This is a genomic window from Vibrio sp. C8 (genome assembly GCF_054051265.1).
The window spans coordinates 207,496-231,701 of record NZ_JBPAOE010000022.1 but is presented as its reverse complement, the minus strand read 5'-3'; the positions used below and the strand labels follow the sequence as shown (position 1 = coordinate 231,701).

19 protein-coding genes are annotated in these 24,206 nt (G+C 43.1%); 8 read left to right on the top strand and 11 right to left on the bottom strand.

The features are described 5' to 3' along the window. Positions 1–508 precede the first annotated feature (508 nt). Both ACRQQK_RS12415 and ACRQQK_RS12410 read left to right on the top strand, forming a co-directional pair. The gene (locus ACRQQK_RS12415) at positions 509–1,174 is read left to right on the top strand and encodes a putative glycoside hydrolase (RefSeq protein WP_457511830.1); all 666 of its coding nucleotides are present in this window, start codon (positions 509–511) and stop codon (positions 1,172–1,174) included. A gap of 186 nt (positions 1,175–1,360) precedes the next feature. Beyond that, positions 1,361–2,158, top strand: a complete 798-nt coding sequence (locus tag ACRQQK_RS12410) for a family 16 glycosylhydrolase (RefSeq protein WP_457511828.1) — start codon at positions 1,361–1,363, stop codon at positions 2,156–2,158. Between the two features lie 118 nt (positions 2,159–2,276). On the opposite strand, the gene ACRQQK_RS12405 is transcribed toward ACRQQK_RS12410, so the two are convergent. Both ACRQQK_RS12405 and ACRQQK_RS12400 read right to left on the bottom strand, forming a co-directional pair. Then, positions 2,277–4,166 (bottom strand): methyl-accepting chemotaxis protein, encoded by a 1,890-nt coding sequence (locus tag ACRQQK_RS12405; protein WP_457511826.1) that lies wholly within the window; start codon positions 4,164–4,166, stop codon positions 2,277–2,279. Between the two features lie 244 nt (positions 4,167–4,410). Then, entirely contained in the window at positions 4,411–5,820 is a 1,410-nt protein-coding gene (locus tag ACRQQK_RS12400; RefSeq protein WP_457512366.1) for an aminotransferase-like domain-containing protein, read from the bottom strand. Positions 5,821–5,974: 154 nt separating this feature from the next. Here ACRQQK_RS12400 and ACRQQK_RS12395 point away from each other — a divergent pair, with 154 nt between their 5' ends. From ACRQQK_RS12395 to ACRQQK_RS12385, 3 genes are read left to right on the top strand one after another with little or no spacing between them, the layout of a single operon-like run. After that, positions 5,975–7,339: a cytochrome ubiquinol oxidase subunit I gene (locus tag ACRQQK_RS12395; RefSeq protein ID WP_457511824.1), complete on the top strand. Its 1,365-nt coding sequence runs from the start codon at positions 5,975–5,977 to the stop codon at positions 7,337–7,339. Between the two features lie 30 nt (positions 7,340–7,369). Next, positions 7,370–8,377 (top strand): cytochrome d ubiquinol oxidase subunit II, encoded by a 1,008-nt coding sequence (gene cydB / locus ACRQQK_RS12390; RefSeq protein ID WP_457511822.1) that lies wholly within the window; start codon positions 7,370–7,372, stop codon positions 8,375–8,377. Positions 8,378–8,398: 21 nt separating this feature from the next. Further along, the gene (locus ACRQQK_RS12385; protein ID WP_081878628.1) at positions 8,399–8,527 is read left to right on the top strand and encodes a DUF2474 domain-containing protein; all 129 of its coding nucleotides are present in this window, start codon (positions 8,399–8,401) and stop codon (positions 8,525–8,527) included. Positions 8,528–8,623: 96 nt separating this feature from the next. On the opposite strand, the gene ACRQQK_RS12380 is transcribed toward ACRQQK_RS12385, so the two are convergent. From ACRQQK_RS12380 to nadE, 7 genes are all read right to left on the bottom strand, one after another. Further along, complete coding sequence (locus ACRQQK_RS12380) at positions 8,624–9,238, bottom strand: CDP-alcohol phosphatidyltransferase family protein (RefSeq protein ID WP_457511819.1); 615 nt, start codon at positions 9,236–9,238, stop codon at positions 8,624–8,626. Then, on the bottom strand, positions 9,228–9,878 hold the full coding sequence (locus ACRQQK_RS12375; RefSeq protein WP_457511817.1) for an ATP-binding cassette domain-containing protein: 651 nt from the start codon (positions 9,876–9,878) through the stop codon (positions 9,228–9,230). The genes ACRQQK_RS12380 and ACRQQK_RS12375 overlap by 11 nt, the downstream gene beginning before the upstream one ends. Continuing rightward, complete coding sequence (locus ACRQQK_RS12370) at positions 9,844–11,553, bottom strand: ABC transporter permease (protein WP_457511815.1); 1,710 nt, start codon at positions 11,551–11,553, stop codon at positions 9,844–9,846. The genes ACRQQK_RS12375 and ACRQQK_RS12370 overlap by 35 nt, the downstream gene beginning before the upstream one ends. A gap of 9 nt (positions 11,554–11,562) precedes the next feature. After that, positions 11,563–12,708 (bottom strand): ABC transporter substrate-binding protein, encoded by a 1,146-nt coding sequence (locus ACRQQK_RS12365; RefSeq protein WP_457511813.1) that lies wholly within the window; start codon positions 12,706–12,708, stop codon positions 11,563–11,565. Between the two features lie 276 nt (positions 12,709–12,984). Beyond that, entirely contained in the window at positions 12,985–14,562 is a 1,578-nt protein-coding gene (locus ACRQQK_RS12360) for an EAL domain-containing protein (protein WP_457511811.1), read from the bottom strand. Between the two features lie 225 nt (positions 14,563–14,787). Next, positions 14,788–16,116, bottom strand: coding sequence for an anaerobic C4-dicarboxylate transporter (locus ACRQQK_RS12355; RefSeq protein ID WP_457511809.1), 1,329 nt, complete (start codon positions 16,114–16,116; stop codon positions 14,788–14,790). A 251-nt stretch (positions 16,117–16,367) separates the two neighbouring features. Continuing rightward, positions 16,368–17,198: an ammonia-dependent NAD(+) synthetase gene (nadE, locus tag ACRQQK_RS12350; RefSeq protein ID WP_102939680.1), complete on the bottom strand. Its 831-nt coding sequence runs from the start codon at positions 17,196–17,198 to the stop codon at positions 16,368–16,370. Positions 17,199–17,303: 105 nt separating this feature from the next. On the opposite strand from nadE, the gene ACRQQK_RS12345 reads away from it, so the two are divergent. Both ACRQQK_RS12345 and ACRQQK_RS12340 read left to right on the top strand, forming a co-directional pair. Beyond that, positions 17,304–17,816 (top strand): nicotinate-nicotinamide nucleotide adenylyltransferase, encoded by a 513-nt coding sequence (locus ACRQQK_RS12345; protein WP_102962187.1) that lies wholly within the window; start codon positions 17,304–17,306, stop codon positions 17,814–17,816. 105 nt (positions 17,817–17,921) lie between these two features. Then, the gene (locus ACRQQK_RS12340; RefSeq protein ID WP_457511806.1) at positions 17,922–18,344 is read left to right on the top strand and encodes a hypothetical protein; all 423 of its coding nucleotides are present in this window, start codon (positions 17,922–17,924) and stop codon (positions 18,342–18,344) included. A gap of 81 nt (positions 18,345–18,425) precedes the next feature. Here the strand turns inward: ACRQQK_RS12340 and ACRQQK_RS12335 are convergent, their stop codons facing one another. Beyond that, positions 18,426–20,423, bottom strand: coding sequence for a methyl-accepting chemotaxis protein (locus ACRQQK_RS12335; RefSeq protein ID WP_457511805.1), 1,998 nt, complete (start codon positions 20,421–20,423; stop codon positions 18,426–18,428). A gap of 223 nt (positions 20,424–20,646) precedes the next feature. On the opposite strand from ACRQQK_RS12335, the gene ACRQQK_RS12330 reads away from it, so the two are divergent. Continuing rightward, the gene (locus ACRQQK_RS12330; protein ID WP_457511803.1) at positions 20,647–22,185 is read left to right on the top strand and encodes a DUF3369 domain-containing protein; all 1,539 of its coding nucleotides are present in this window, start codon (positions 20,647–20,649) and stop codon (positions 22,183–22,185) included. Here ACRQQK_RS12330 and ACRQQK_RS12325 read toward each other — a convergent pair. Next, entirely contained in the window at positions 22,182–24,116 is a 1,935-nt protein-coding gene (locus ACRQQK_RS12325; RefSeq protein WP_457511801.1) for an ATP-binding protein, read from the bottom strand. The two genes, ACRQQK_RS12330 and ACRQQK_RS12325, sit on opposite strands and share 4 nt — an antisense overlap. Between the last annotated feature and the right edge of the window lie 90 nt (positions 24,117–24,206).

The following is a 24,206-nucleotide window of genomic DNA, read 5'->3' as shown; positions in this document are numbered from 1 at the left end:
GTATAACAATGAGTTATTGTTAATGTTCTTTTTCGTGTCCAGATTTGTTGCACGTGTCAGATGACGTGTGTGAGTTTTGTCTCTATCAACTAGTCAGACAAAGATCAAGAATAGAGACAACGAGATTTCTTTCGGGTAGGGAATATTAAACCTACTTCTGTATTTTCAGTTTATATGAAAAATTAATGGGTTAAATATTCGAAGTAATGTCGATGTTTTGATATTAGGATTTATTGATTAGGCATGGATTGGCTAGTTTAAGTAATTGCATTTCTAGCTTTTGTTTGTAATGCAAGTATATCTCTATGATTTTTCACAAAAGGAAGTTCTTTTACCTGTTCATGGTTAAGAGTTTGTATTGTGGAAGTGTTTTTTATTAATCCATAAATAGTCATCGACCGTATTTTTAATTAATAAATTTTATAAATAAAAATTAACGAGTAATTACAATGCTTATCAAAAGTATTGATTACTCATTGTTTCATTTGATAACAATATGAGCGTGAAGATGAGTAACCTAAATAAAAAACTGATTGCCATAGCAATACTTCCATTTTTACTCGCCGGATGTGGTGAAGAGCAGAAGATGTCTTCTGAGGATTCGACCGAAAATGTGTTTAACTTATTTGGCGTTAAGGCTGTGGATACTGCCTACAAGGCTTTGATTTTATCTGCAACCGATGGTTATGCCAGTACGGTCGTTACCGATGCATACGTGTTCTCATCGGATATTAATGCAGGTTTAATTAATAATAATGGCACCAACGATACGATAGATGTTGAGGTGTTGGGTTTATTATCGGGTTCGCTGATGCTTCAGGCGGACAATAAGGCTGCTGATTTTTCTAATTATGAATCCGGCTTCTTGGAGTTTAACATTCGTTCTAAAAGTGCGGTTCCGGATGATCTAACAGTAGCTATTGATAATGGCTGGCCCAACCGTAAAGTGTTTTCCCTCAATGGGTATGTCAACCATACCAATGATTGGGAAGGTATCTCGATCCCCATCAAATGTATGAAGCCGGGCGCCGGTATGAACGATTTTTCATTAGACAGTGTCGTTACACCGTTCTTTATGGAATCAAGCAAAGCTTACAGTTTTGAAATTACCGATATTGCCTACAAAGAAAAATCTGAATTTACACCAATTGTTGATGCTAACTCATGCAGCTAAGGAGTGTATCACCTTATTACCATTAGTGAATGCTTATGTAATGTTAATATCTATAGGATATATATCTGGTGCTTCGGATTATGTTCAACTTTAAAAGTATAGTAAGAGCCAATATTTAATTGGTTCTTACTATTTAGTATTTATTGATTTTTAATCTTTATATTTCTATTTTTATTCGGAATATCTATGAATTTTATATTAAAGTTTATCATGGCTGCCGGTATATCTTTTATTATCACTGCATGTAATGGTGGTGACGGTGGAAACAATATTAGTGATGCCTCAGTAAATACACCTGCGCGCTCTGTATTCGGTGCTGAAGTCTATGGGTTTGACAGTGATAAAGTACTGTACGGAAAGTTTATTATTCGGATGAAAATGGTTTCGAAACTAGGAGTCATTTCTTCTTTTTTTCTATACGATAATGATTCTTGGGCTGGTGGCATACCTTGGCGTGAAATCGATATTGAATCTATCGGAAAGTCGAAAGACCTTTTGCAAACCAACATTATTACTGGAACGTCTGATTCGCAAATTCAATCTGAAAATACCTTTAAAATTAATGATATAGAAAGCTTTCATGAATACACCTTAATTTGGACGCCAAATGAGGTGACTTGGCTAGTGGATGGCGTTCAAATTCATCAGGAACTCGCGGCTAACTCTCAGCAGGTAAGGGATCTCATTAATACGCCACAGACCTACCGAATGAATATTTGGGTTTCTAAATCGGTCGCTTGGGCAGGGGAATTTAACTTAGACAGCCTACCACTACAGCAAGAAGTCGACTGGATTGAATATTATCAATATGACCAATCGACTCATAGCTTCGCGTTGTCGTGGCGTGATGATTTTGATAGCAATTTTCTAGACACAAACCGCTGGGGAACGGCGAACTGGACTTTTGAACAAAATGCTTCGACTTTTAGAACATCTAACGTTTCTGTTGAAGATGGAAAACTGATATTACGTTTGACTGAGTAAAATACATCCTCTTGTGAGTAAAGAGGCTCTCAACTTCATTCGCTGTTGGAACGATTCTAATCATGAACAAAGCGCACAAAAGAAACCAATATCCTTTTGTGCGCTTTGGCTTTAGGGGTTAGATCTTAAAGCGTCCTATTTGTTTTTCTAGCTGAACAACCAAATCACGTAGCGTATGGGCTTCGTTTTCACCCTCTGCTGCGTCTTGTGCTAGGCCGTTACTGAGTTCACGAACAGACTCTGTGTTTGTGTTGATTTCAGAAGTAACGAGCGATTGCTCTTCTGCGGCAGATGCAATTTGTGTTGCCATATCGCTTATCATGCTTATTGCTTGGCTGATTTGCTGGAGCTGGTCACCCATATGTTGAACGTCATCAACGCTGGTTGTCACTAACGAGTGGCTATGAGTCATTGCTGATACCGCTTCGCCAGTCACTTTCTGTAATCCTTCAATTTTTGATTGGATCTCTTCTGTTGACTGATGTGTTCTTTGCGACAACACACGTACTTCATCGGCAACCACAGCAAAGCCTCGTCCATGTTCTCCAGCTCGTGCAGCTTCTATCGCCGCATTAAGAGCAAGCAGGTTAGTTTGTTCTGCAATCGAGCGGATAGTGGAAAGAATGGTTGAGATTTCTTGAGTATGATTCTCTAGTTCACCAATGATTTTGGTGGAGCTGTTGAGCTCTGACGCCAACTGGTTAATTGAATCAATGCTTTTTTGCATTTGCTCATAACCCGCTTGCCCAAGAGTGACTGACTCATTGGCGTTTTTCGCCGTACTTTCTGCGTTATTGGCGATTTCAGCGGTTGCAGCTGCCATCTCTGTCACAGCCGTTGCAACCATAGTGATTTCGTCTTGCTGCATACTGACTCGTGAACTACGAGTTGATGCAGATTTCGCAGATAGATCAGCATTTTGGTTGATGGATAAGGTGATATCGCGAACATTCACCATGATGGTATGTAAGCTGCCGACAAACTGATTAAATTTCTCTGCCAATGTTCCGACTTCATCATTGCTCTTCACTTCAAGTCTTTGAGTGAGGTCTCCGTTGCCTTCTGCGATGTCAGTTAGCGCTAAAGTGATATGAGACAGCCCTTGAAGCTGTTTGGACACAACTGTAGACGCCACTAAACCCAAAACAACAAGAATACCTGCGGCAATCATTAGCTGATTGAACAAGGTAGCAAGAATGGGTTCTTCTAAGGTTTTCTTGTCTAAAACAACAACCAGCATCCAATCTGTATTCTCGATTGCCTTGCTGGCGATGACTTTTGCGCGGTCGTCTAATTTAATTTCGAATTGCGAGCGGTTGTCTGAAGAGCTCTTGAGTTGTTGCCATGTCAGGTCTGGATGAATATCCGAAATTGGTTTTAACACTAGATCAGCGTTGTTGTGAGCAACAATATTACCTTTAGAGTTAACTAAGAAAGCATAGCCATTTCCTGGAACCGAAATAGATAAAACATCCTCAGCTAGCTTGTCTAGCGCTAAGTTAGAACCCACGACACCAATAATTTTGCCATCCACAGTAACAGGAGAGGCGAGTGTTACAACTAAGGCTTTCATCGTGACACTGACGTATGGATCTGTGGTAACAGGTTTTTTCTCCTGCATAGCCAATTTGTACCAACCTCTAACTCGAGGATCGTAACCCGCTTTATTGAGCGAAGGATCTTGTCTCGACATTTCGCCTTGCTCGTTGCCGTAGTAGCTCAGGCCAAAGCCACCGGAAGTCATTAATTGTCGCAGATGAGGAACCAGGTCAATTTCTGGGTTAGTTTCAATTTCTTTTTTCATGCCTTCAACAGCGAGTTGTTTGTCATGAAACCAAACACCAATGCCACTGCTGTATGCCTTTAGTGTGTTATGGCTTTCACTGTAAATGTTTTTCCAACTTTCTTCTTTGCTGGACTGATAACTCACGATAACCAAAGCGATAGCCGTAATGGCAATAGCAATCAGTGTCGATACCAAGACCTTTGTTTTTAACGTCAGACTCATAGGTTTTATCCCTTCCAATGCTTAGTCTAAATAATCATTTGTTCTAATGATTTTTCCACTATAACAACTGCGTGAAAGATATATGTTGAGTGTGTCTAACTATTAGCCGTTCTTGTTGTGGTTTTTATTCGTTTTTGTGCGCTCAACTTACTTCCTGTCTATGCGGTGTTGGGGCTAATAATGTGACGAGTGGCATATGATTTTATGGCTCTGCGAAAGAGTTTGAACATAAAGAGGTTGCAAGCTAACTGTTCATATGATGAATGATACTATTTGATAGCTTTTCCAATGCATCCTTTCTTTGATGATCAAGTTCGAACGACGCATTTATTCGAATGCAGTGATTGTATTGCTCTGTTAAATCGAACATTTTACCCGGTGCTATGCTTACATTCACTTTTAACATGTCTTGGTATATCAGCATGGCATCTATATTTTGGGGCAGTTCTAACCATAGAAAATATCCGCCTTTCTGGTTTAACACTTTCACATTGTTAGGTAGCAGAGAGCTGAGAAAATCCGCCATTTTGCTTTTACGTTCGTGTAGCTTTTTACGTAATTGCTTTAGATGAGATTCATAGTTTCGACTGGTTAAATAATGGACCAGAGCCATTTGTATTGGGGCACTGGTTGCTAAGGTACTCATCAGTTGTAATTTCTGAATGTTGAAAGATCTTTTTCCTGCAACCACCCAGCCAATACGCAGACCGGCTATCAGAGACTTTGAAAACGAAGAACACAGCATAATGTTCCCTGACGAGTCATACATTTTCATCGAGCTAACGGGTTCACTTCCTTCATACAATTCGCTATACACATCATCTTCAATTAACGCCACGTTGTAGCGTTGCAACAGCTCTACAATTTGCTTTTTCTTTTCATCTGACAATGTAAAACCGAGCGGATTCTGATGATTGGACATCAGCCAGCACGCTTTAACTTCATGAGTTTGAAGGGCGCGTTCCAATGAATCAATATCGATGCCAGTGACTGGGTCTGTGCGCACTGAAAGCGCTTTTAGGCCAAGACGTTGTAATGATTGCAAGGCGCCATAAAATGTCGGCGACTCTACCACTACGCAATCGCCCGGTTTGGTACAGGCCTGTAGGCTTAAGTTTAAGGCTTCCAATGCGCCAGCCGTAATGACGATTTCATCCGGTGATATTTCAATTCCCCTCGTGGTGTAACGCTTGGCAATGATAGAGCGTAATTCTTCATTACCAGGAGGAAGGTTGTTGAATGCATTGGAGATTGGCATGTTACGAGCTGCCGCAGATAGAGCACGGTTGATGTGATAGCGTGGATATAAATCAGGGCTGGGGTAAGCAAAACCAAAATTGACCATTAAGGGGTTTTTTCCGGCCTGAAGAATCTCAAATATAAATTCATTTACATCGACATTTTCAGTTCTGGCTACTGCCACCTGAACCTGCTGCGGTTCTTTAAAACGAGGAGCGACTTTATACCCAGATCGAGCTTGAGAGGTAATCCAGCCTTGCGACTCCAAAAGTTGGTATGCGTGTAAAACTGTCATTAAACTCATTCCTGAGTGTTCAGACTGTTTTCTTAATGAAGGCAGTTTATCGCCGGGGTTCCAGATCCCAGACTGAATCTGTCGTTTGAGTTGATCTACTAAATTCTGATACTTAGCCAAATTAGCCCCCGATTGAACGATTAACAACAGCTAAACAATAACACTTATAAAATAAAACTGTTATACAATAGTCGTTGTTTTTTGTATCTACTGCCTTGTGGTTCGAGCCTTTATTATCACTTCCATAAATACTCATTAAGCTCAAAGGAAGTTTATGTTTGGTCTCGACGCATTTATGCTGGCAAGGATACAGTTTGCCTTTACTGTCTCCTTCCACATTATTTTCCCCGCTATCACTATCGGCTTAGCGACCTATCTCGCTGTGCTAGAAGGATTATGGCTCAAAACTCGTAATCCTGATTACAAAACACTTTACCATTTTTGGTCCAAAATTTTTGCAGTGAACTTTGGTATGGGTGTTGTGTCAGGCTTGGTAATGGCATACCAGTTTGGGACTAACTGGAGTGGTTTTTCTGACTTCGCTGGAAGCATCACCGGACCATTACTCACTTATGAAGTTTTAACCGCTTTCTTCCTTGAGGCGGGTTTCCTTGGCGTGATGCTTTTTGGTTGGAACCGTGTTGGAGAAAAACTGCATTTCTTTGCCACATCCATGGTGGCGTTGGGGACGATCATCTCAACGTTCTGGATCCTTGCTTCAAACAGCTGGATGCAAACCCCTCAGGGCTATGAAATCGTGGACGGGCGCATTGTTCCTGTTGACTGGTTTGCGGTTGTATTCAACCCTTCATTCCCTTACCGCCTTGTTCATATGGGAATCGCAGCATTTCTGAGCACGGCTTTGTTCGTTGGTTCATCAGCAGCATGGCACTTGCTGAAAGGTAATCGTAGCTCTGCAGTGAAAAAAATGTTTTCCATGGCGCTGTGGATGCTGTTGATTGTTGCGCCTATTCAAGCGGTTGTCGGCGATGCGCACGGTTTAAATACCTTAGAGTATCAACCCGCTAAAATCGCAGCGATTGAAGGGCATTGGTCAAACGAAGATGGCGAACCGACACCATTAATTCTGTTTGGCATGCCAAATATGGAAGAAGAGAGAACTGATTACGCGTTAGAGATTCCTGTGTTAGGCAGCTTGATTCTTCGTCATAGCCTGACAGAGCCGATTCCGGCACTGAAAGATTTCCCAAAAGATGAACGCCCAAATTCTCTGGTGGTTTTTTGGTCGTTCAGAATTATGGTAGCCCTTGGCATGCTTATGATTCTTCAGGGTTTCTATGGGCTATGGCTACGTCGTAAAAATTCACTGTATACCCAAAGTTGGTACCTTAAATTTTCACTATTAATGGGACCTAGCGGACTTATTGCCATTCTGGCCGGATGGTTTACCACAGAAGTGGGGCGCCAGCCTTGGGTGGTATACGGATTACAGCGAACTCGTGATGCCGTCTCTGCACATGGAGATCTGCAAATGAGTATCAGCTTAATTTGTTTCTTTGTCGTGTACAGCTCTGTGTTTGGTTTCGGTTACTACTACATGATCAGACAAATCAAGCAAGGCCCTGATGCGGTCGATCATGAAGCGCATGAAATGAACACTATTTCTGGCCGTATTTAACGTCACAAGTTTACAACGAAGGTAATAGATATGCATTTTGACTTATCCGTGATTTGGTTCGCGATCATCGTGTTTGCCACGCTGATGTACATTGTGATGGATGGCTTTGACTTAGGTATTGGTATCTTGATGCCGTTCATCAAAAATGAAAAACATAAAGATGTGATGGTCAATACCGTTGCGCCTGTGTGGGATGGTAACGAAACGTGGATAGTACTTGGTGGCGCTGCGCTTTTTGGCGCATTTCCATTGGCTTACTCGGTGATCATCGAAGCGTTAACCGTTCCACTGACACTCATGCTCGTTGCTTTGATCTTCCGTGGCGTTGCATTTGAGTTTCGTTTTAAAGCTTTGGAGAACCATCTTAAGTTTTGGGACCGTTCATTTATGCTCGGCTCTATCTTTACCACGTTTTTCCAAGGGATTGTTGTGGGTGCCGTCATTCAAGGTTTTAACGTCGAAAACCGAACGTTTGTTGGCGGACAATTGGATTGGATAGCACCGTTTCCACTGTTTTGTGGCTTCGCGCTCATCGCGACATACGCCTTGTTGGGTAGTACTTGGTTGATTATGAAAACCGAGGGTGAGCTTCAACAAAGCATGTTTCGCTTTGCCAATAAGACACTGCTTATCATGGTCGCTGCGCTGATCATTATTAGCGCATGGACGCCACTTGCATTCCCATTTGTAGCTGAACGTTGGTTTTCGATTCCTAACTTGTACTACTTACTTCCTGTACCTGTGATTACCGCTCTGGCATGTTTGAAAATTACTAATTCGTTGAAAAAACGCAGAGAGCGCAGCCCGTTTATTATGGCGTTAATCATCGTGATTCTTGGGTTTGCAGGGCTTGGGATCAGTATCTGGCCAAATATTGTTCCTCCTAGCATTTCTATTTGGGATGCGGCATCTCCTGAAATCAGCCAAAGCTTTATGTTGTTTGGTGCCGTGTTGATTTTGCCTGTGATTCTTGCCTACACATTCTGGAGCTACTACGTATTTTCAGGAAAGGTAAAAGAAGGTGAAGCGTACCACTAAGTGAATATTTGAGGGCAACTAATGAATATTAAACGAGGAATAGAACAATGGGTCTGGATGATCGGTATCTGGGCAGCGAGTGTTATTGCACTTGGTATTGTTTCTATGGGGTTCCGCTTCCTGATGACAATGGCGGGATTTAAATCTTAAACAGTTTGTGTTGAGTTTAGATGTCTTTATCTAACCCTAGGCCAATTTGGACGCTAGGGTTTTTTTTGCTTCCACTTTTCTAGACCGCTACTCAGTTCACGACTTATTTAACAGCGTATGAAACCCTGAATAAATTCGGGTAAACGTAGTAAACCAGCATGCTGCACCAAAGGCGTAGGCGATGATGGCGAAATGTTGAGGGAGTAGGCAAAAAGCGATAAAGCAGAAGATGGTTTCTGTGCCTTCGGTTAGCCCGCTCATATAGTAAAGCGATTTGTTCTTATATACCGGATTGTCGATTCCCTGTTTACTTGCCATGATGGCAAACGCTAGGAAGCTAGAACCAGTTCCTACAAAAGAGAAGATCAAAAATGCACCAGCAATGGCATTTTGTTCTGGGTTAGCAAGTACAAAACCAAACGGAATCAGAGAGTAGAACAGAAAGTCCAAGCAGATGTCGAGAAAACCGCCTGCATCGCTAATTCCCTGAATACGCGCTAATGCGCCGTCTAGCCCGTCACATAGGCGATTTAAACAGATAAGCACCAGTGCTAAGTAATATTGCTCTAACGCCAGTGCAGGTAGAGCAAGTAAGCCAAGAGCAAAACCAAACAGAGTCGTTTGGTTAGCCGTAATCCCTATGCTGTCTAACAGTTTTGCGCTTTGCGCTAATGGCCAGCGAATGGCTTTGAGACTGAATCTATCCAGCATAACTGCCCTCCCAAGGCCATGTGATGCAGCGACTGCCTTGCGGAACATCTTCTTCATCATGAGTTACCATGAGAGCTGGAATGTTCGCTTCCTTGAGTTGGTCTTCTACCTGCGTTCTAAATTGCTGGCGCAGATCTTTATCCAGTTTGCTGTAGGGTTCATCAAGCAGAGCAACTTTTGGTTTGGCTAGCAACATGCGTGTGAGCGCTATCCGTGCACGCTGGCCACCGGATATTTGGTCTGGAAAAGAGTCCGCCAGTGATGTCAGAGAGATCTCTTTTAATGCTGTTATCGCTTGTTCTTTTCGTTGAGTTCCTTTGATGGAATCAGGCAGAGCAAAGGCTAAGTTTTCCCATACGGTTAAGTGAGGAAAAAGCAGGTCGTCTTGAAACAAGATGCCAACCTGACGCTTATGTGCAGGCTGTCCATCCAACTGTGTACCATCAAGCTTCATGCTGCCTGTGTATTGAAAGTCTTGCGATAAGTGACCAGCAATAGCGTCAAGCAGAGTGGATTTACCGCATCCGCTTGGCCCCATAAGGGTAACAATTTCACCTTTCTCAACGGTCAGGTTAAATGCAGTAAACAATGCTTCACCATCTTTTTTACGGATGGCGAGGTTTTCGAGACAAAGACTCATTGGTCAGTAAACCTTTAATAGACAACCTACGATACTTGCCGTGTGTGCGGCTAAGTAAAATGGAAAATGAGAAAAACAGTAACGGTAGCAAAGCTTGGCAAATGGCATAGATAGCTGAAACACGGCGGTCAAGCCCACTAGAAAGCGCAACCGCTTCTGTGGTTACCGTGCTGATTCGCCCAGCTCCGAGGATTAAAGTCGGTAGATACTGAGCCAAGCTAACACTTACACCAACAGCCCAAGCGAAGGTTACTGCAGGCAACAGAAGTGGCAGTTTAACGCCAAGCCAAGCCTGAACGGGTGTTTTCCCTAGGCTCAGTGCAATTCGCGTTAAGCCATTATCAAAGCTGCGCCAAGGCCCATCAAGCGATAAATAAACATAGGGAAAAGCAAAGAAAATATGCGCCCAGCATACCCAAAACAGATATAGCTCGCTATTGATGTACAGCGTGGCGATTTGAATGCCAAACAAAATAGATAACTGAGGAATCAACATCGGAATGGCGATGATGTAGCTGGGTAGCTGAATTCGATAACGCAAACGGTACTCATGGGCGATGAGCGCAAGAATAAGCGCAATGGTGGCGCTTACGATTGCGATGATAATGCTTTGAGTTAATGTCTCCGCAATACCTTGTGATTCATATTGCCAGAAACGAGCCGTGTACTGGCTTGGCAGGAGATCAGGAAAACGCCAGCGTTGTGCGAAGCTCCAGATGATCATCAATGGAATAATCACAATCGCTAGTGTTGTGGTGACATAAAACAGCGCTTTGCCGGGTAAAGGTAATCCTGTTCTGCCTGAAAATTGCCAATGTTTATATCCTTTGGTTGCAACCCATTCCACCAAGCGTGTAAATCCAAGCAGCAAACTGGCAACAAGGAACAAAATCACCGCGCCAGCGGCGGCTCGAGGAAGTAAGGACAGATCAGGGTCGCTAAACCATTGCCATACTAATACGGAGAAGGTTGGCGGGTTGGTTGGGCCGATAATCAACGCGACATCCACCACGGATACGCTATAGGCGATAACCGCAAACATTGGGAAGCGAAGCTTTGCTAGCCATTGAGGAAGTATTGCTTTCCACCAACATTGAGTTGAACTGTAACCGAGCGAATGGCTGATTTTTTCGATTTGATCGACTTTTAACTGTTGAAGAATAGGAATGCTCATCAGCAGCAAAAAAGGCACTTCTTTCAATGTCAGCATTAAGGTTAAGCCCAACGCATATGGGTCTTTGACCAGCAGAGCTAAGCTATCGACATCCGTATTATTGAGGTCGTAACCGAACGTCTCATACACAACGCGAGCTCCCATGCCTGTGGGAGCAAAAAGGAAAGCAAAACCAATGGCAAATGCCACATGGGGGATTGCCAATAGAGGTGAGAGTGAAACTTCAATTTTGCGCCAAAGTTTCGTATTCCAGCACGATTGGAGAATGGCAAAGGTTATCAGGCAGGCTAAGTAACTACTCACCACGGCCGAGCCAAGAGTTAACCCCAACGATAGCCAGACGCCATGCCAGTCAAACACCTCAGCGAAGCCAGCGAAAGAAAAGGCAGACAACCCAATCGCTGGAATATAGCCAAACGCCGACACGACCACGCCGAGTAACCCCGGAATGGTCGGTAAGACACAGACAGCGATAATGACTAAATATAAAACGCGTAACATGTGTGAGTCTTAGTTTCCGTAACGTTTAAGCCACTCTTTCTCAAGTGCCACTTGCCAGCTTGGGTGAGGCTCGGCGATCGATTTGAACTGCTTAGTATTTTTTGCACTACCTGTTAAGTATTGGCTACTTAATACAGATGGATCGCCCCATATGGTTAATTCTCCTTTACGAGACTGCGCTTCAGGGCTTAACAGAAAGTTAATTACCACCTTTGCGCCAGCACTTGCATTCGCGTTCCAAGGAATCGCTAGGAAGTGAATATTAGAAAGTGCACCTGAATCTAAGGCATACACATTGGTGCTTTCAGCTAATTTGCCGCTGGCTTGAGCCGAATAGACGGCATTTGGGTTGAAAGTTATCGCTAGGTCAATCTGTCCGTCATCCAGCAGTTGAAGCATTTCGCTGCTGCCAGATGGGAATTGTTGACCCCCACGCCATGCTACCGGATGAAATTCATCCAAATAGTTCCATAAAGGCTGAGTCACCATAGCAAAGCTGGCTTCATCAACGGGTTTCATCAAAGAAGGATCGTTATTAGTCAGTTCAATTAAGAGTGATTTTAAAAAGCTGGTACCGTGAAATTCAGGTGGGCGAGGGTAGCTCAAACGATTTGGGAACGCTTTCGCATAGCTCAGCATCTCCTGAAAAGATTTTGGAGGATTGTTGAGCTTAGCTTTATCGTAAATATAGACCAGTTGGCCCACACCCCAAGGCGCTTCTAGTCCTTCAGTCGGTACCGAAAAATCTTTATCGACAGGAAGTGACTTATCGACATACTGCCAGCTCGGTAAATTTTGCACGAATGGACCATACAGTAATCCGCCATCTTTCATCGATTTGAAGTTTTCGCCGTTGATCCAAACCATATCGACACTGCCACCCGTGTTTTTGTTGGCGGCTTTTTCCGCCAGCAGGCGAGTCGTTGTTTCTGAAATGTCGGTCACTTTTACGTGTTTAAGCGTGACGTTGTAGCGGGCTTTGAGTTCATTAGCTGACCATTGAATGTAACGGTTGATCTCTTGGCTTCCGCCCCAGGCATGGAAGTAAACCGTTTCGCCATTCGCTTCTTGCTCTACTGTTTTCCAGTCTTCTGCGAGTGCAGATGCGGTAAAGAGAGATGCGAAAATACCTAAAGTAGTGAGTAGCTTTTTCATAAATGATCCATGTTTATTCAGACAAGTTTCCGCAACTTTCGCGGCGACTTCTATCCTTTGAGTTGTTATCCCGAAAGCTGATTGACTTTGAAATCTATAATAATTTCAGAGTATTAAATGTTATCCGTGTAAACAATTATAGGTGCCAACAGAAATTTGTCGCACCTAAATGTGTGGTGAGTTGATATAGACCGAGCGAGTTGACATTTTCTTCCACGACAAGTCGCGAAAAATATCAATAGACCGCCAAATATCGGGGAAGCGGGAGGAATTATGTCAGTAGCTGTCCATTTGCGCTGTCAGCTTCAGCACGTAATCTTCAGCGGGGAGTGGCTTGGAATAATAGAAGCCTTGGATATAACGTACCCCTAGTCCTCGTAGGTGCTCGACTTGTTCATGAGTTTCCACTCCTTCCGCGATAACTCGCATTTGGAGTTGCTTTGCCAGCTTGATCATCGACGTAATGACGGAATCGATGGCTGAGTTTTGAGAAAGGCTCTTGATGAACACCTGATCGATTTTGATGATATCGAAGGCGTGTTGATGAATGAAGTTTAAGCCGGAGTAACCAGTGCCAAAATCGTCCATGGCGATCTTGAATCCAAGCTGTTTGAGATAACCTAGATTCTGTCTCACGACCTCTAATTCTTCCGGTGAAAAATCGTTATCCTCGGTGATTTCGAGTAGTAACAAAGGAAGAATATCAGGGTTTCTCTTCGCGTATTTTTCAAGATATTCAACAAATTTGGCTTTGATGATCAGTGTACGACTGACATTGATACTGATGTATTGGTTCTGAACCAGAAGAGGGTTCAAGTTGACGAATTCAGTGACAAGTTTGAACACCTGATGGGTGATCTGCTCGATGACCTGAATTCGTTCTGCAAGCGGTATAAAAATGGTTGGTGAAATAGCGCCATGATCGGGATTGTTCCAACGAATTAACGCTTCGCTACCGACAATTTTAGGTTCGTGGATATCGACGATGGGTTGAAAATTTAGCTCTAACTCGTGGTTGTTAATCGCCTCTTTGAGCGAAAAGGCGAGGCTGTTTCGAGTCAGTTTATAGTTACGAATAGCCTGATACAAAACCACAATAACGCTTGCCAGTAATATGACTTGCCATATGTGTTGCCCGTAATGCGTGAAATAAGAGTGTGGCGTGAGATGGAGTGTCAGGGAGATAGGGTAACGTTCAGATTTAAAGTGGTAGGAACGGTATGCTTGATTCTCCGTGCCGGTTTTGTGCTCAAGCGAATGTTGCAGGATGTTGACCTGATAGTCGTAATACTGCTGTTCAAATTTAGGCGTAATGAGTTCCAGAAAAAGGTTTGGTGGTAATAACGCGTTGATTCCGCTTAGATCTTCATTCGCAGAGTAAATAAAAATCGCCTTATCATGGCTGCGAGATTCAGACAGTGCGATGGTTGTTAGGGTTGGTGTTTGGTTGATCTGCTTTAGCGCTGCTTTCCCAACGTCAAAGCGAGTTTTTCCTTCATTACTCGAGCAATACACCTGACCTTTTACATCAAATAAAGACACTTCTTTTGCCTTGGGAGACTGAAATACGTACTGACGTAATCGCTGAACATCCTCGGCGTTACAAGTTTTATTGACTTGGTGATTAAGTTCAGCCAGTTCGCCGGTGGTGTCATCTATGTAGTTTTCTAAAGTGGCAATCGCGTTAGAGCCTAACGACATCGCATGCGCGCTGGTGTCATAGATGTTTTTGATCGCAGACAAAGTAAAAACGATCGCGAAAATAATAAGCACAGGTGTAATGACACTTAACCGGTCTAATAAATGTTTTTGAGAAGGGCTTATCGAAGCTTCACTAAGAGCGGTATTGTCCATGGCGAATATTGGTTACTACTGGAATTGGGTACTGATGGAGTTATCACTATATGTGATCCAAGCCTGTGAGTTAACGCCTTACTAGACATAAATGTGTGTTAAAAATGAGACAAATACAAAGCAGTTATTCAAATGAAAATAAGCTAACTCTTTCGTTGTAGGAAAGTGATAAATAAAAAAGGCATGGGTATGAACCCATGCCTTAACTTACGCATTTTATATCGTTTAACCGATAATCATTTTGCCTAGTACATAGCCCAAACAGCTTGCACTGATAACACCTATTAAACCAACTGACATGAATGAGTGGTTGAAATACCACTTACCGATTTTCGTTGTACCAGTACTATCGAAGTTCACCGTTGCGATGTCTGATGGATAGTTAGGAATAAAGAAGTAACCGTACAAGGCTGGCATCAAACCAATTAGTAGCGCAGGCTCTAATCCCAGACCTAGACCTACAGGCAGCATCATACGTGCTACCGCTGCCTGAGAGTTCACCACTACTGATACGATGAATAGCGCTAGCGCAAATGTCCATGGATAGTTGGTTACCATCTCCACAATACCGGACTTAAACTGAGGCATTGCGTATTGGAAATAAGTATCAGACATCCATGCGATACCGAAGATCGCAATCGCCGCAACCATACCGGATTTAAACACCACGCCATTAGGCACGCCACGAGGGTCAGTTTTGGTTGCCAGTAAAATGACACCGCCGAAGCAGAGCATCATCATTTGAATTACAACCGCCATGCTGATTGGTTTCGCACCTTCGCCAATGGTTCTGATTTCTGGAACCATTGCAATCAACACAATTACTAATAGTGAAAGGATAAACAGTAATACAGAGTTACGAGCTGCTGTTGGTAGCGTTTCATCTAGTGAAGTTGCGGTGGTATTAAGAATTTTGTCGCGCCATACCGGATCTGCCAAGCGTTCTTGGTAGTCAGGGTCGTTTTCAAGTTCTTTACCGCGTTTTAGGCTGTAAAGAGACATCAGAAGCGTACCGAATAATGTCGCAGGCACAGTTACCATCAGAATTGAAACGAGAGTGATGCTGTGGTTAATGTCCGAAAGCTGTGCAAGGTAATACACTACTGCCGCAGAAATTGGCGATGCCGTAATCGCAATTTGAGAAGCGACAGACGCTGCCGCCATTGGACGTTCTGGACGAATACCATTTTTTAGTGCTACATCACCGATAATTGGCATGATGGAATACACCGCATGACCAGTACCTAACATGAAGGTCATAGTGTAAGTCACAAACGGGGCAATCAAGGTGACACGTTTAGGGTTTTTACGCAGTAGACGTTCGGCCACTTGAAGCATGTATTTGAGACCGCCTGCCGCTTCAAGAATCGACGCACAGGTGACCACAGCCAAAATGATAAGCATAACGGTGATAGGTGGCGAAGTCGGTGGCATTTTGAAGACGAAGACTTCAATAACCAGACCAATACCGGATACAACCCCTAATCCTATACCGCCATAACGTGAACCGATGTATAACATCAGCAACAGGAACATAAATTCGACATATAACATATCGGCGCTCTCTAAAATTGACTTTTGAATGACTACATTGTGTAACCAAATGTAATCAAAGTATGGAGTGCTGTTCACAGAAAAGTGTGCTCAAGTATTTGAATTATATGAATCTGATGTGGAGCACATTATTAGCCATAGAAGTGATGAATAGATAAATGAAGTGTTATTGGAATGTATTGTAATCTCTTAGGGGATGTAAAAAAGCCAAGCGATTTGCTTGGCTTTTTGCATAATTATTGAGCAAGTTGTCAGTCGTAAATCGTTGGGATAGGCTGACGCTTATGTTGCGTCGCTTTATAGATGGCTACCAAACGGTCAGAAGCTTCTTTAGAAACGGGTTTACCTTCCAAGAAATCATCGATTTGGTCGTAAGTCAGATTTAGTGCATCTTCATCCGCTTTTTGTGGCGCAAGTTCTTCCAAATCCGCGGTAGGTGTTTTGTGAACCAATAAATCAGGCGCACCAAGAGCCGCTGCTACTTGACGAACTTGACGCTTACTTAAGCCGAAAAGTGGTGCCATGTCGCATGCACCGTCACCAAACTTGGTGTAGAAACCAGTGATGTTTTCTGCTGAATGGTCAGTACCTAATACTAAGCCGCCGACGTAGCCTGCGATTTCATATTGAGCCACCATGCGAGCACGTGCTTTTACGTTACCTTTTACAAAATCAAGCTTCTCTGCATTAGCCGGAAGCAGACCTGTGTGTGCTAAAGCTTCATGAGAAGCTGCATGCAAGCCGTCTACGCCAGCTTTAATGTTCACTGAAACAGAGTGCGTTGGTTTGATAAAAGATAAAGCCAGTTGTGCTTCGTCTTCGTCTTTTTGAACGCCGTATGGCAAACGCACAGCGATAAACTGGTAATCATTCGAGTTGCTTTCTTTATTCAGCGCTTCAACAGCAAGCTGAGCCAAACGTCCGCAAGTTGTAGAGTCGATACCACCACTGATACCAAGTACCAGAGATTTGCAGCCAGACTCTAGTAGTTTACGTTTTAGAAAAGCGACACGACGTTCGATTTCGAACTCTGGATCGATGCTAGGAAGTACTCGCATCTCATCTCGAATCATTTGTTCCATTGGGTTTCCTTTTCCTGCAAGCATTAACAAACTTTCGTAGTATCATACCTCAATCATGCAATTAGAAAACCGAGAATAGAGATTTCATTCTTAGTAGAGGTGAAGATGGAAAAAATTGCTGTGTTTGGCAGTGCATTTAATCCACCGAGTTTGGGACACAAAAGTGTCATTGATTCTTTGGATCACTTTGACCGCATTTTACTGGTACCAAGTATTTCCCATGCCTGGGGCAAGGAAATGCTGGACTACGATATCCGTTGCCAACTGATAGAAGCCTTCATCAAGGATATTGGTTCAAGCAAAGTGACGCTGTGTAACATTGAACAGGAGTTGCTTACGCCGGGTAACAGCGTAACGACTTATGCAGTTTTGACAAAAGTTGAAGAAATCTTTCCGCATGCTGACATCACATTTGTGATTGGTCCTGATAATTTGCTCAACTTCGACAAGTTCTACAAATCCTCCGAGATTTTGCAGCGCTGGTCGATCATGGTTTGTCCGGAAAGAATACCTGTTCGTAGTACTGAGATAAGACGTCGGTTGTCAGATAACGCTGAAATTAGCGGTTTAACGACCCCAAGTGTTGAAGGGTTATTGAAGCGCTTAAAAGTCTATTAGAAAATCAGCGCTCCAAGAGGTCGGAGCAGCTGTTTAATGAAATCTTTTGCTACATGTATTTTGTTGCTATTGGTTTCAAATTTGGCAAGTGCATGCGAATCCTTTGTGTATAAAGATCCATCGCACGAGCCTTTTGAAACGATAGAGCTATCAGACAGTCGCGTACTTTGTGTCTCGTTCATGAACGGGTTGGAGTATGCGTCTAACAAACTCTTTGAATTAGATTTCTTTAACGATAAAGAAATCATTAGTGATTACTGGGGACAGTGGGGATTCGAGCGAGAAGATGAACCGTTGTTTACTCATAAGATTGCCCACAGTTACATCGGTGTTGGTGTATGGATGCCTCCAAAGCTCTTAGAAGAGCAGGCCGAGATGTCTACGGAAGAGTGGTTAAAAAGCCATGGTTTATTGTTGAGCTTAGGTTTCGGCAGTAAGAAAAAAGGCGAACCGCGTATGCGAATGGATTATCGTTGGCATGAAGACTACGAAGTCGACCTAATGATGCATATAGAAGTGCCATTTTAATTTGAAGTTTACGAAAAAGAGTCATCCTAGGATGACTCTTTTTTATATCCATTAAGCAAAAACTGTTCAATCCAAATGTCGCTATGTCAGTTTGAACTCGGCGAGCTGCTGCTTCACTGAGTCTGCTTCTTTGTGGTAGCTGCTTACTATGTCGTTTAATTGCGTCGCAAGTACGCCCGTGTTTTGTGCAATCTCAGCCAGTACATCGACATCGCGGTCAACGGCTTCACTTGCTTTCGATTGCTCAACCGTCGAATTGGCAATACTCGTAATGTGAGTGTTCACTTCCTCAATTACGCTTTCCAGCTCAGCAACACTTGTGTTTACGGTTGAAACGGATTCGAAAGTCGAGTGAGTCGCCTGACGGCTCTTTTCCATAAAGCTTACTGCCGTGTTGGTGTTGCTCGACATATTACTCAATAACTGACTAATGTGTTCGGTAGCCTCTTTACTTCGTTGCGCCAAATCCCGAACTTCTGAAGAAACAACAGCAAAACCTCTGCCGTGTTCACCAGCTCGTGCAGCTTCGATAGCGGCATTGAGCGCGAGCAGGTTTGTTTGCTCAGAAATGCCGCTGATGGTGTCGACGATCTTACTCACGCTCATGGCGTCTTTCTCGAGGTTTTGCATACAGATCTGAGTTTGTTCAATTTGTTCAACCAATGCCTCTACCGCTTTAAACGAAGACTGACTTTGGTTTTGGCAAGTGACGACTTTCTGAGTCATCGTATTGGTTTCATCAAGTGCACGCTCGGACGATTGTGCAATTTCTACACTTGATTGAGACAACTCAGTCATTGCCGCTGCAATGTTGTCACATTTGGCGGTGGTGGCTTGACTGCTTTGAGAAAGATCTTTAGAGCTCTGAATGATGAGTTTCAAACGTTCAGCACTATGATCGTTGGCACCGGTAACGTCAGTTAAGAGATTGCAGATGCTGGTGGTTAAACCATTCACACTTTGAGATATATGTGAAATTTCATCTTGTCCGTCTGATGCCAGTGATACACTGAGGTCTCTGTTGCTAGACATAAGCGCCAGTTTCTTAGTCAAGCTTCCTACTCGGGCTCTTAGAGTGTGTACCGAAGTGTAGAGGCCGAATACCAAAATAAATCCAATGATAATGCTTAGTGAAATAATGATGGTTTCTTTGGTTTTGGCCTGTGTCGATTGTTGATTTGATATCGCCATCATCTGGCCTTGGATGGTGTTTCTTAATTGATTTATCAACCCAATTCGCGCTGTTGCAGCACCAAACCACTCCGTTGGTTTAGGTCCTTGTAAGTTATCCAGTTGATTGGCCTGACTAAGATAGCTTTGTTGAATTTGTTCTACATTTTTCCAAATAGGCGAGTTCTTGGCATCGTTTAGTTGCTGAATAAACTCAGAAGGCATCGTCAGCAATGCTGAACGTTCGGCGTACTTACCTGATGAGATATAGTCACTAATGGCGGTATATTGAGCGGCATTCGATTTTTGGCTGGCAAACGCTCCGTTTAGCGCTCCGCGCACTTGTCCTGCACGCTCTTTCATTATGACCATTGAAATCAATGAGCTACCCAGCTCGGATACGTTAGCATCATCAATCGTTCCCAGTAGTACTCGCGCATTATCAATGGCGAGTTGGTTAAGATTCGAATAATAAGCAAAAGGTGAGGTTTTAGGTTGAAGCGCATCTACCTGCTTTCTAACTTCGGCTAAAGATTGAAGCTGTGTGTTTATGTCGGATTTAATTTTGTCAGTGAGGGCTTTTGCAATGTAAGTCGGATTGAAGCTTTGCAGGGCTTTAACGTGTGTGTCGGATTGAATTCGTTGCTTGTTCAACGCTTCAACTTGGGCTCCTTGTCCTTTTGAGCCTAAAACACCCGCGGTTAATCCACGTTCGACTGCCAAATTGTGAGCGAGATTATCATATAAGAGTATGAGTTGGACGGTCTCTTGATCATGCTCAGCTATACTTACGCGTTTATTTAAATCGAAAATATTTGACACAGCTAATGTCAACGCTATGAGTATGGGGACACCAGCTATGACGGTGACAACTAAGTACAAAGGAAAGAGTTTTAACAGTTTCTTCATTGTATTCCCTTACAAATGGAGTGGTTCAACTGACAGAATTTATTATTTTAGATGACAGTAAAATATTTGCTGTGCATTCACATGCATTTCTACAGTTGTACGGTAAAAAGTAGAGACTGATGCTGAATAATGTTCAGCAAAAAAGTGCCATAGGTAACATTGCGACTATATGGAATGTGCTACGCTAAACCTGCATTTAGAAATAATTATAATGAGGCTGTAAATGGATTTATTTGCTGACATGCGTGGCAGTTCGGTGTCTGAGATAAAGGAACCCCAACTGGTTGTTAAAACGTGGAAAGTTTTATTGGTGGATGATGACCAAGAAATGCATCAAGTCACCAAGTTGGCTCTTAACGGTTTCTTATTTCAAGATCGTCCACTTGAATTGATTTCAGCCTTATCTGGTGACGAAGCTCGTAAAGTCATGGAAGAGCGTGACGATGTGGCTTTAGCTTTGATCGACGTGGTAATGGAAAGTGAACACGCAGGCCTCGAATTAGTTCGTTATATCCGCGAACATCTCAATAATAAAATGACTCGTCTGGTACTAAGAACGGGGCAGGCTGGGCAGGCACCGGAAGATAAAGTCATTCAAGAATATGAGATTGATGACTACAAAGAGAAAACCGAACTGACCACGCAGAAGTTACGTACGCTGCTTTACTCAATGCTCAGGTCATATCGAGACTTGTGTCTGATTGAAGAACAAAAGCAAGGGCTTAGCCGCGTAATTGAAGCATCAGCCAAGGTACAAAACACCACAACACTTAAAACCTACGCATCTTCTGTTCTGAGTCAAATGACCTCGTTGCTGAAGCTTAATGCGTCGGCTTTCTACTGTATTGTCAAACCTCGCAGCGAAGGGGAAGAAGCCCGCCCGTTTACGCTAGCGGCGACAGGTGAATATGTTGACTGCTATCAGGATTGTGCATTTGAAGTGTTACCCGATGATGTCGTTAAACGTTGTCGAAAAGTGCTTGAAACCAAGCAGTCTGAAGATTTTGGTAAAGCTTATATTTGTTATCTTCACGATGAACGGGGCGCCGATAACCTTCTGTATGTGAACCTGAATGAAGAGTTGTCAGATCTGGATAAACAACTGCTGCAAATTTATATGTACAACATAGGGTTAACCTTCGAAAAAATTAACCTTATGGAAGATCTTAAAGAGACATCTAAAGAGTTGGTATATAACTTGGCAAACGCAGTAGAGGCGCGCAGCAAAGAAACAGGGGCACATGTACAAAGGGTCTCTCTGTTCTGTGAAAAACTCGCACTTTTGTATGGTTTGCCCGAGTCAGAAGCCACGCTTATTCGCAGTGCTTCTCCTTTACATGATGTCGGTAAAGTGGCTATTCCTGATAGCATCTTGCATAAGCCAGGAAAACTGAATGCTGAAGAATGGGCAGAGATGCAAAAGCATGTTGAATATGGCGTTGATATTCTGAGTAAATCGAAACGGCCATTGATGGTTGTGGCTAAGGAAATTGCCGCAACGCACCATGAGAAATGGAATGGTGAAGGGTATCCTAATAAGCTTAAAGGCGAAAACATTCCGATTTGTGGACGCATAACTGCGTTGGCGGATGTGTTTGATGCGCTAGGCGCGAAGCGGGTTTACAAAGAAGCGTGGCCAGATGAAGAGATTAAGCGCGAGTTGCTGGCGCAAAGAGGCCAGCATTTTGAACCTAAGTTGGTCGATCTTCTCCTCGATAACTGGGATGCATTCGTAGAAATAAGATCGACCTGGCCGGATTAATCTTTCGATTCCTGAATCAGGACTTTGGGCATGGTAAAGGTATAGTGCACGCCTTGCCCAACGTCAGATTCAAAATGAAGATCGCCTTTAAGCTTCTTCTTCAACAGGTTAAAGACCAAGTTTAACCCCAGTCCCGAGCCGCCCACGCCCCGTTTAGTTGTGAAGAAAGGTTCGAAAATCTTCTGATGCAGTTCAGGGGTAACACCACAGCCGTTGTCTCGATATTCCAAAACGATGTTGTCGCCTTGTTCGTAGAAATGAATAACAATGCTTGGTTGCGAAACGTCTTTAAATGCGTGGTTCAGGCTATTCATAATCAAATTAGTCAGAATCTGAGTCATCACGCCGGGTAGGCTGGTCATCATCAACTGTTCATTGCCTTGAATTTGAGGTTCAACGGGTATTTTCCTCGTTTCTGAATGCAGGCTGGCAATCAAAGCCTCAATAACCTGATGAATACGGAATTGACTTCGCTGCTCAGACACCTGATCTACGGCGGTTTGTTTGAAGTCTCTAACCAATTTGGCTGCTCGATTCAGGTTACTCTCTAACAGGGTACTGCTGTCTGCGAGACGTTGCATCAGTTCACTAAACTGAGTACTGGTAAGGGTTTGCGAGGCAAATGCCGAATTTAATTCATTTTTTACTTCCTGAATTACAGAGGTGGCAGTCACTGCAATCCCTAGCGGAGTATTAACCTCATGTGCTACGCCAGCGACAAGACCACCCAAAGCCGCCAGTTTTTCAGATTCGATCAATTGATCTTGTGTGCGTTGAAGGTGATCCATGCTTTGTTTCAGGTCGCTAGTTCGCTCGTCTACAGTTTTTTCTAAGTTAAAGTTGAGCGTTTGTAATTCTAACTGTGTTGATTTGAGTTGAGTAATGTTGATGGTGGTACCGCGGTAACCGATAAACTTGTCATTTTCGTAACGGGCAATTCCCTGAAACATCATGTAGATGTCATAACCATCAATTTTTAGGTGTTGTTCACACTTGGAAAAATCGCGTTTAGTTTCTAAAACGCGAAGCAGCTCTGTGACATCAACAAACCAAGGGATCTGAGCGAAAGTCGGGCGGGTAAACTCATCAATTTCGAGCATCTCACGCATAGGTTCAGAGATGTAAGTCAGATACCCTTCCATATTGGTTTCCCACAACCAGTCTGAAGACACTTGGGTAAAATCAGCAAAGCGTTCTTGCTCGAACTTAATATTGCGATAGAGCGTTGTGACATTACTGGTGATGACGTTGGTCTCTTCGGCTAGCCAATCCAGCTCATCATCTTTTTCCATGATCCATTTTTTGTGTTCCAGTGAGAGCTTTTCTGCTGGATGACGAGGGTTATATTTACGCAAATATTGAGCAACAGAAAAAATTCGGCGGTTGATGCTTTCATGGAAGACCATGAGTATTACAGCACAGACAAACAAGGTTTTAGCCGCATTTACCAACAGCGTGATGATGAACTGCTTAATGAGGTCGTTGTAAATTTCTTGTGCGCTTGACTCGATGTGAATGGTGCCAAGCTCCTCCATTTGGCTGCTATCTGGATTGATGTGATACAAAGGGTAGGTGTTGGATACTACACTACCGACAACGGGTGTTCCCGCTTCAAATTTGTATTTTCCTGAGTCTATCCTCAGGTAATTCAATTTAGGCAGCTCAACTAGGCTATCCAGGCGTTGTTGTAGCAGCACCAAATCGTAATCCCATAAGGAAGCTGAAAGTAGTTCTGAATGGATAATTTCAATCTCATGATGTCGCTGGTCAACATCATTGAATTCGCTTTTGTAGTCAAAGTAGGTTTGCGCCAAAGTCGCAACCAGTGTTACGGCGCTGCTGAGTAACACTAAAATAATGATAATTCTTCGGCCAATACGGCTATAAAACGGGTTGGTGTCACTTTCGATGAACTGCCGACTCTTATTCATTAAGCATTCCCTTTCTACTTGAAGTCCGATCTACCTAAAGTTGTAGTCGTTGTATTTTAAGTTTTTAACTAAAGGATGATTCCAGTATAG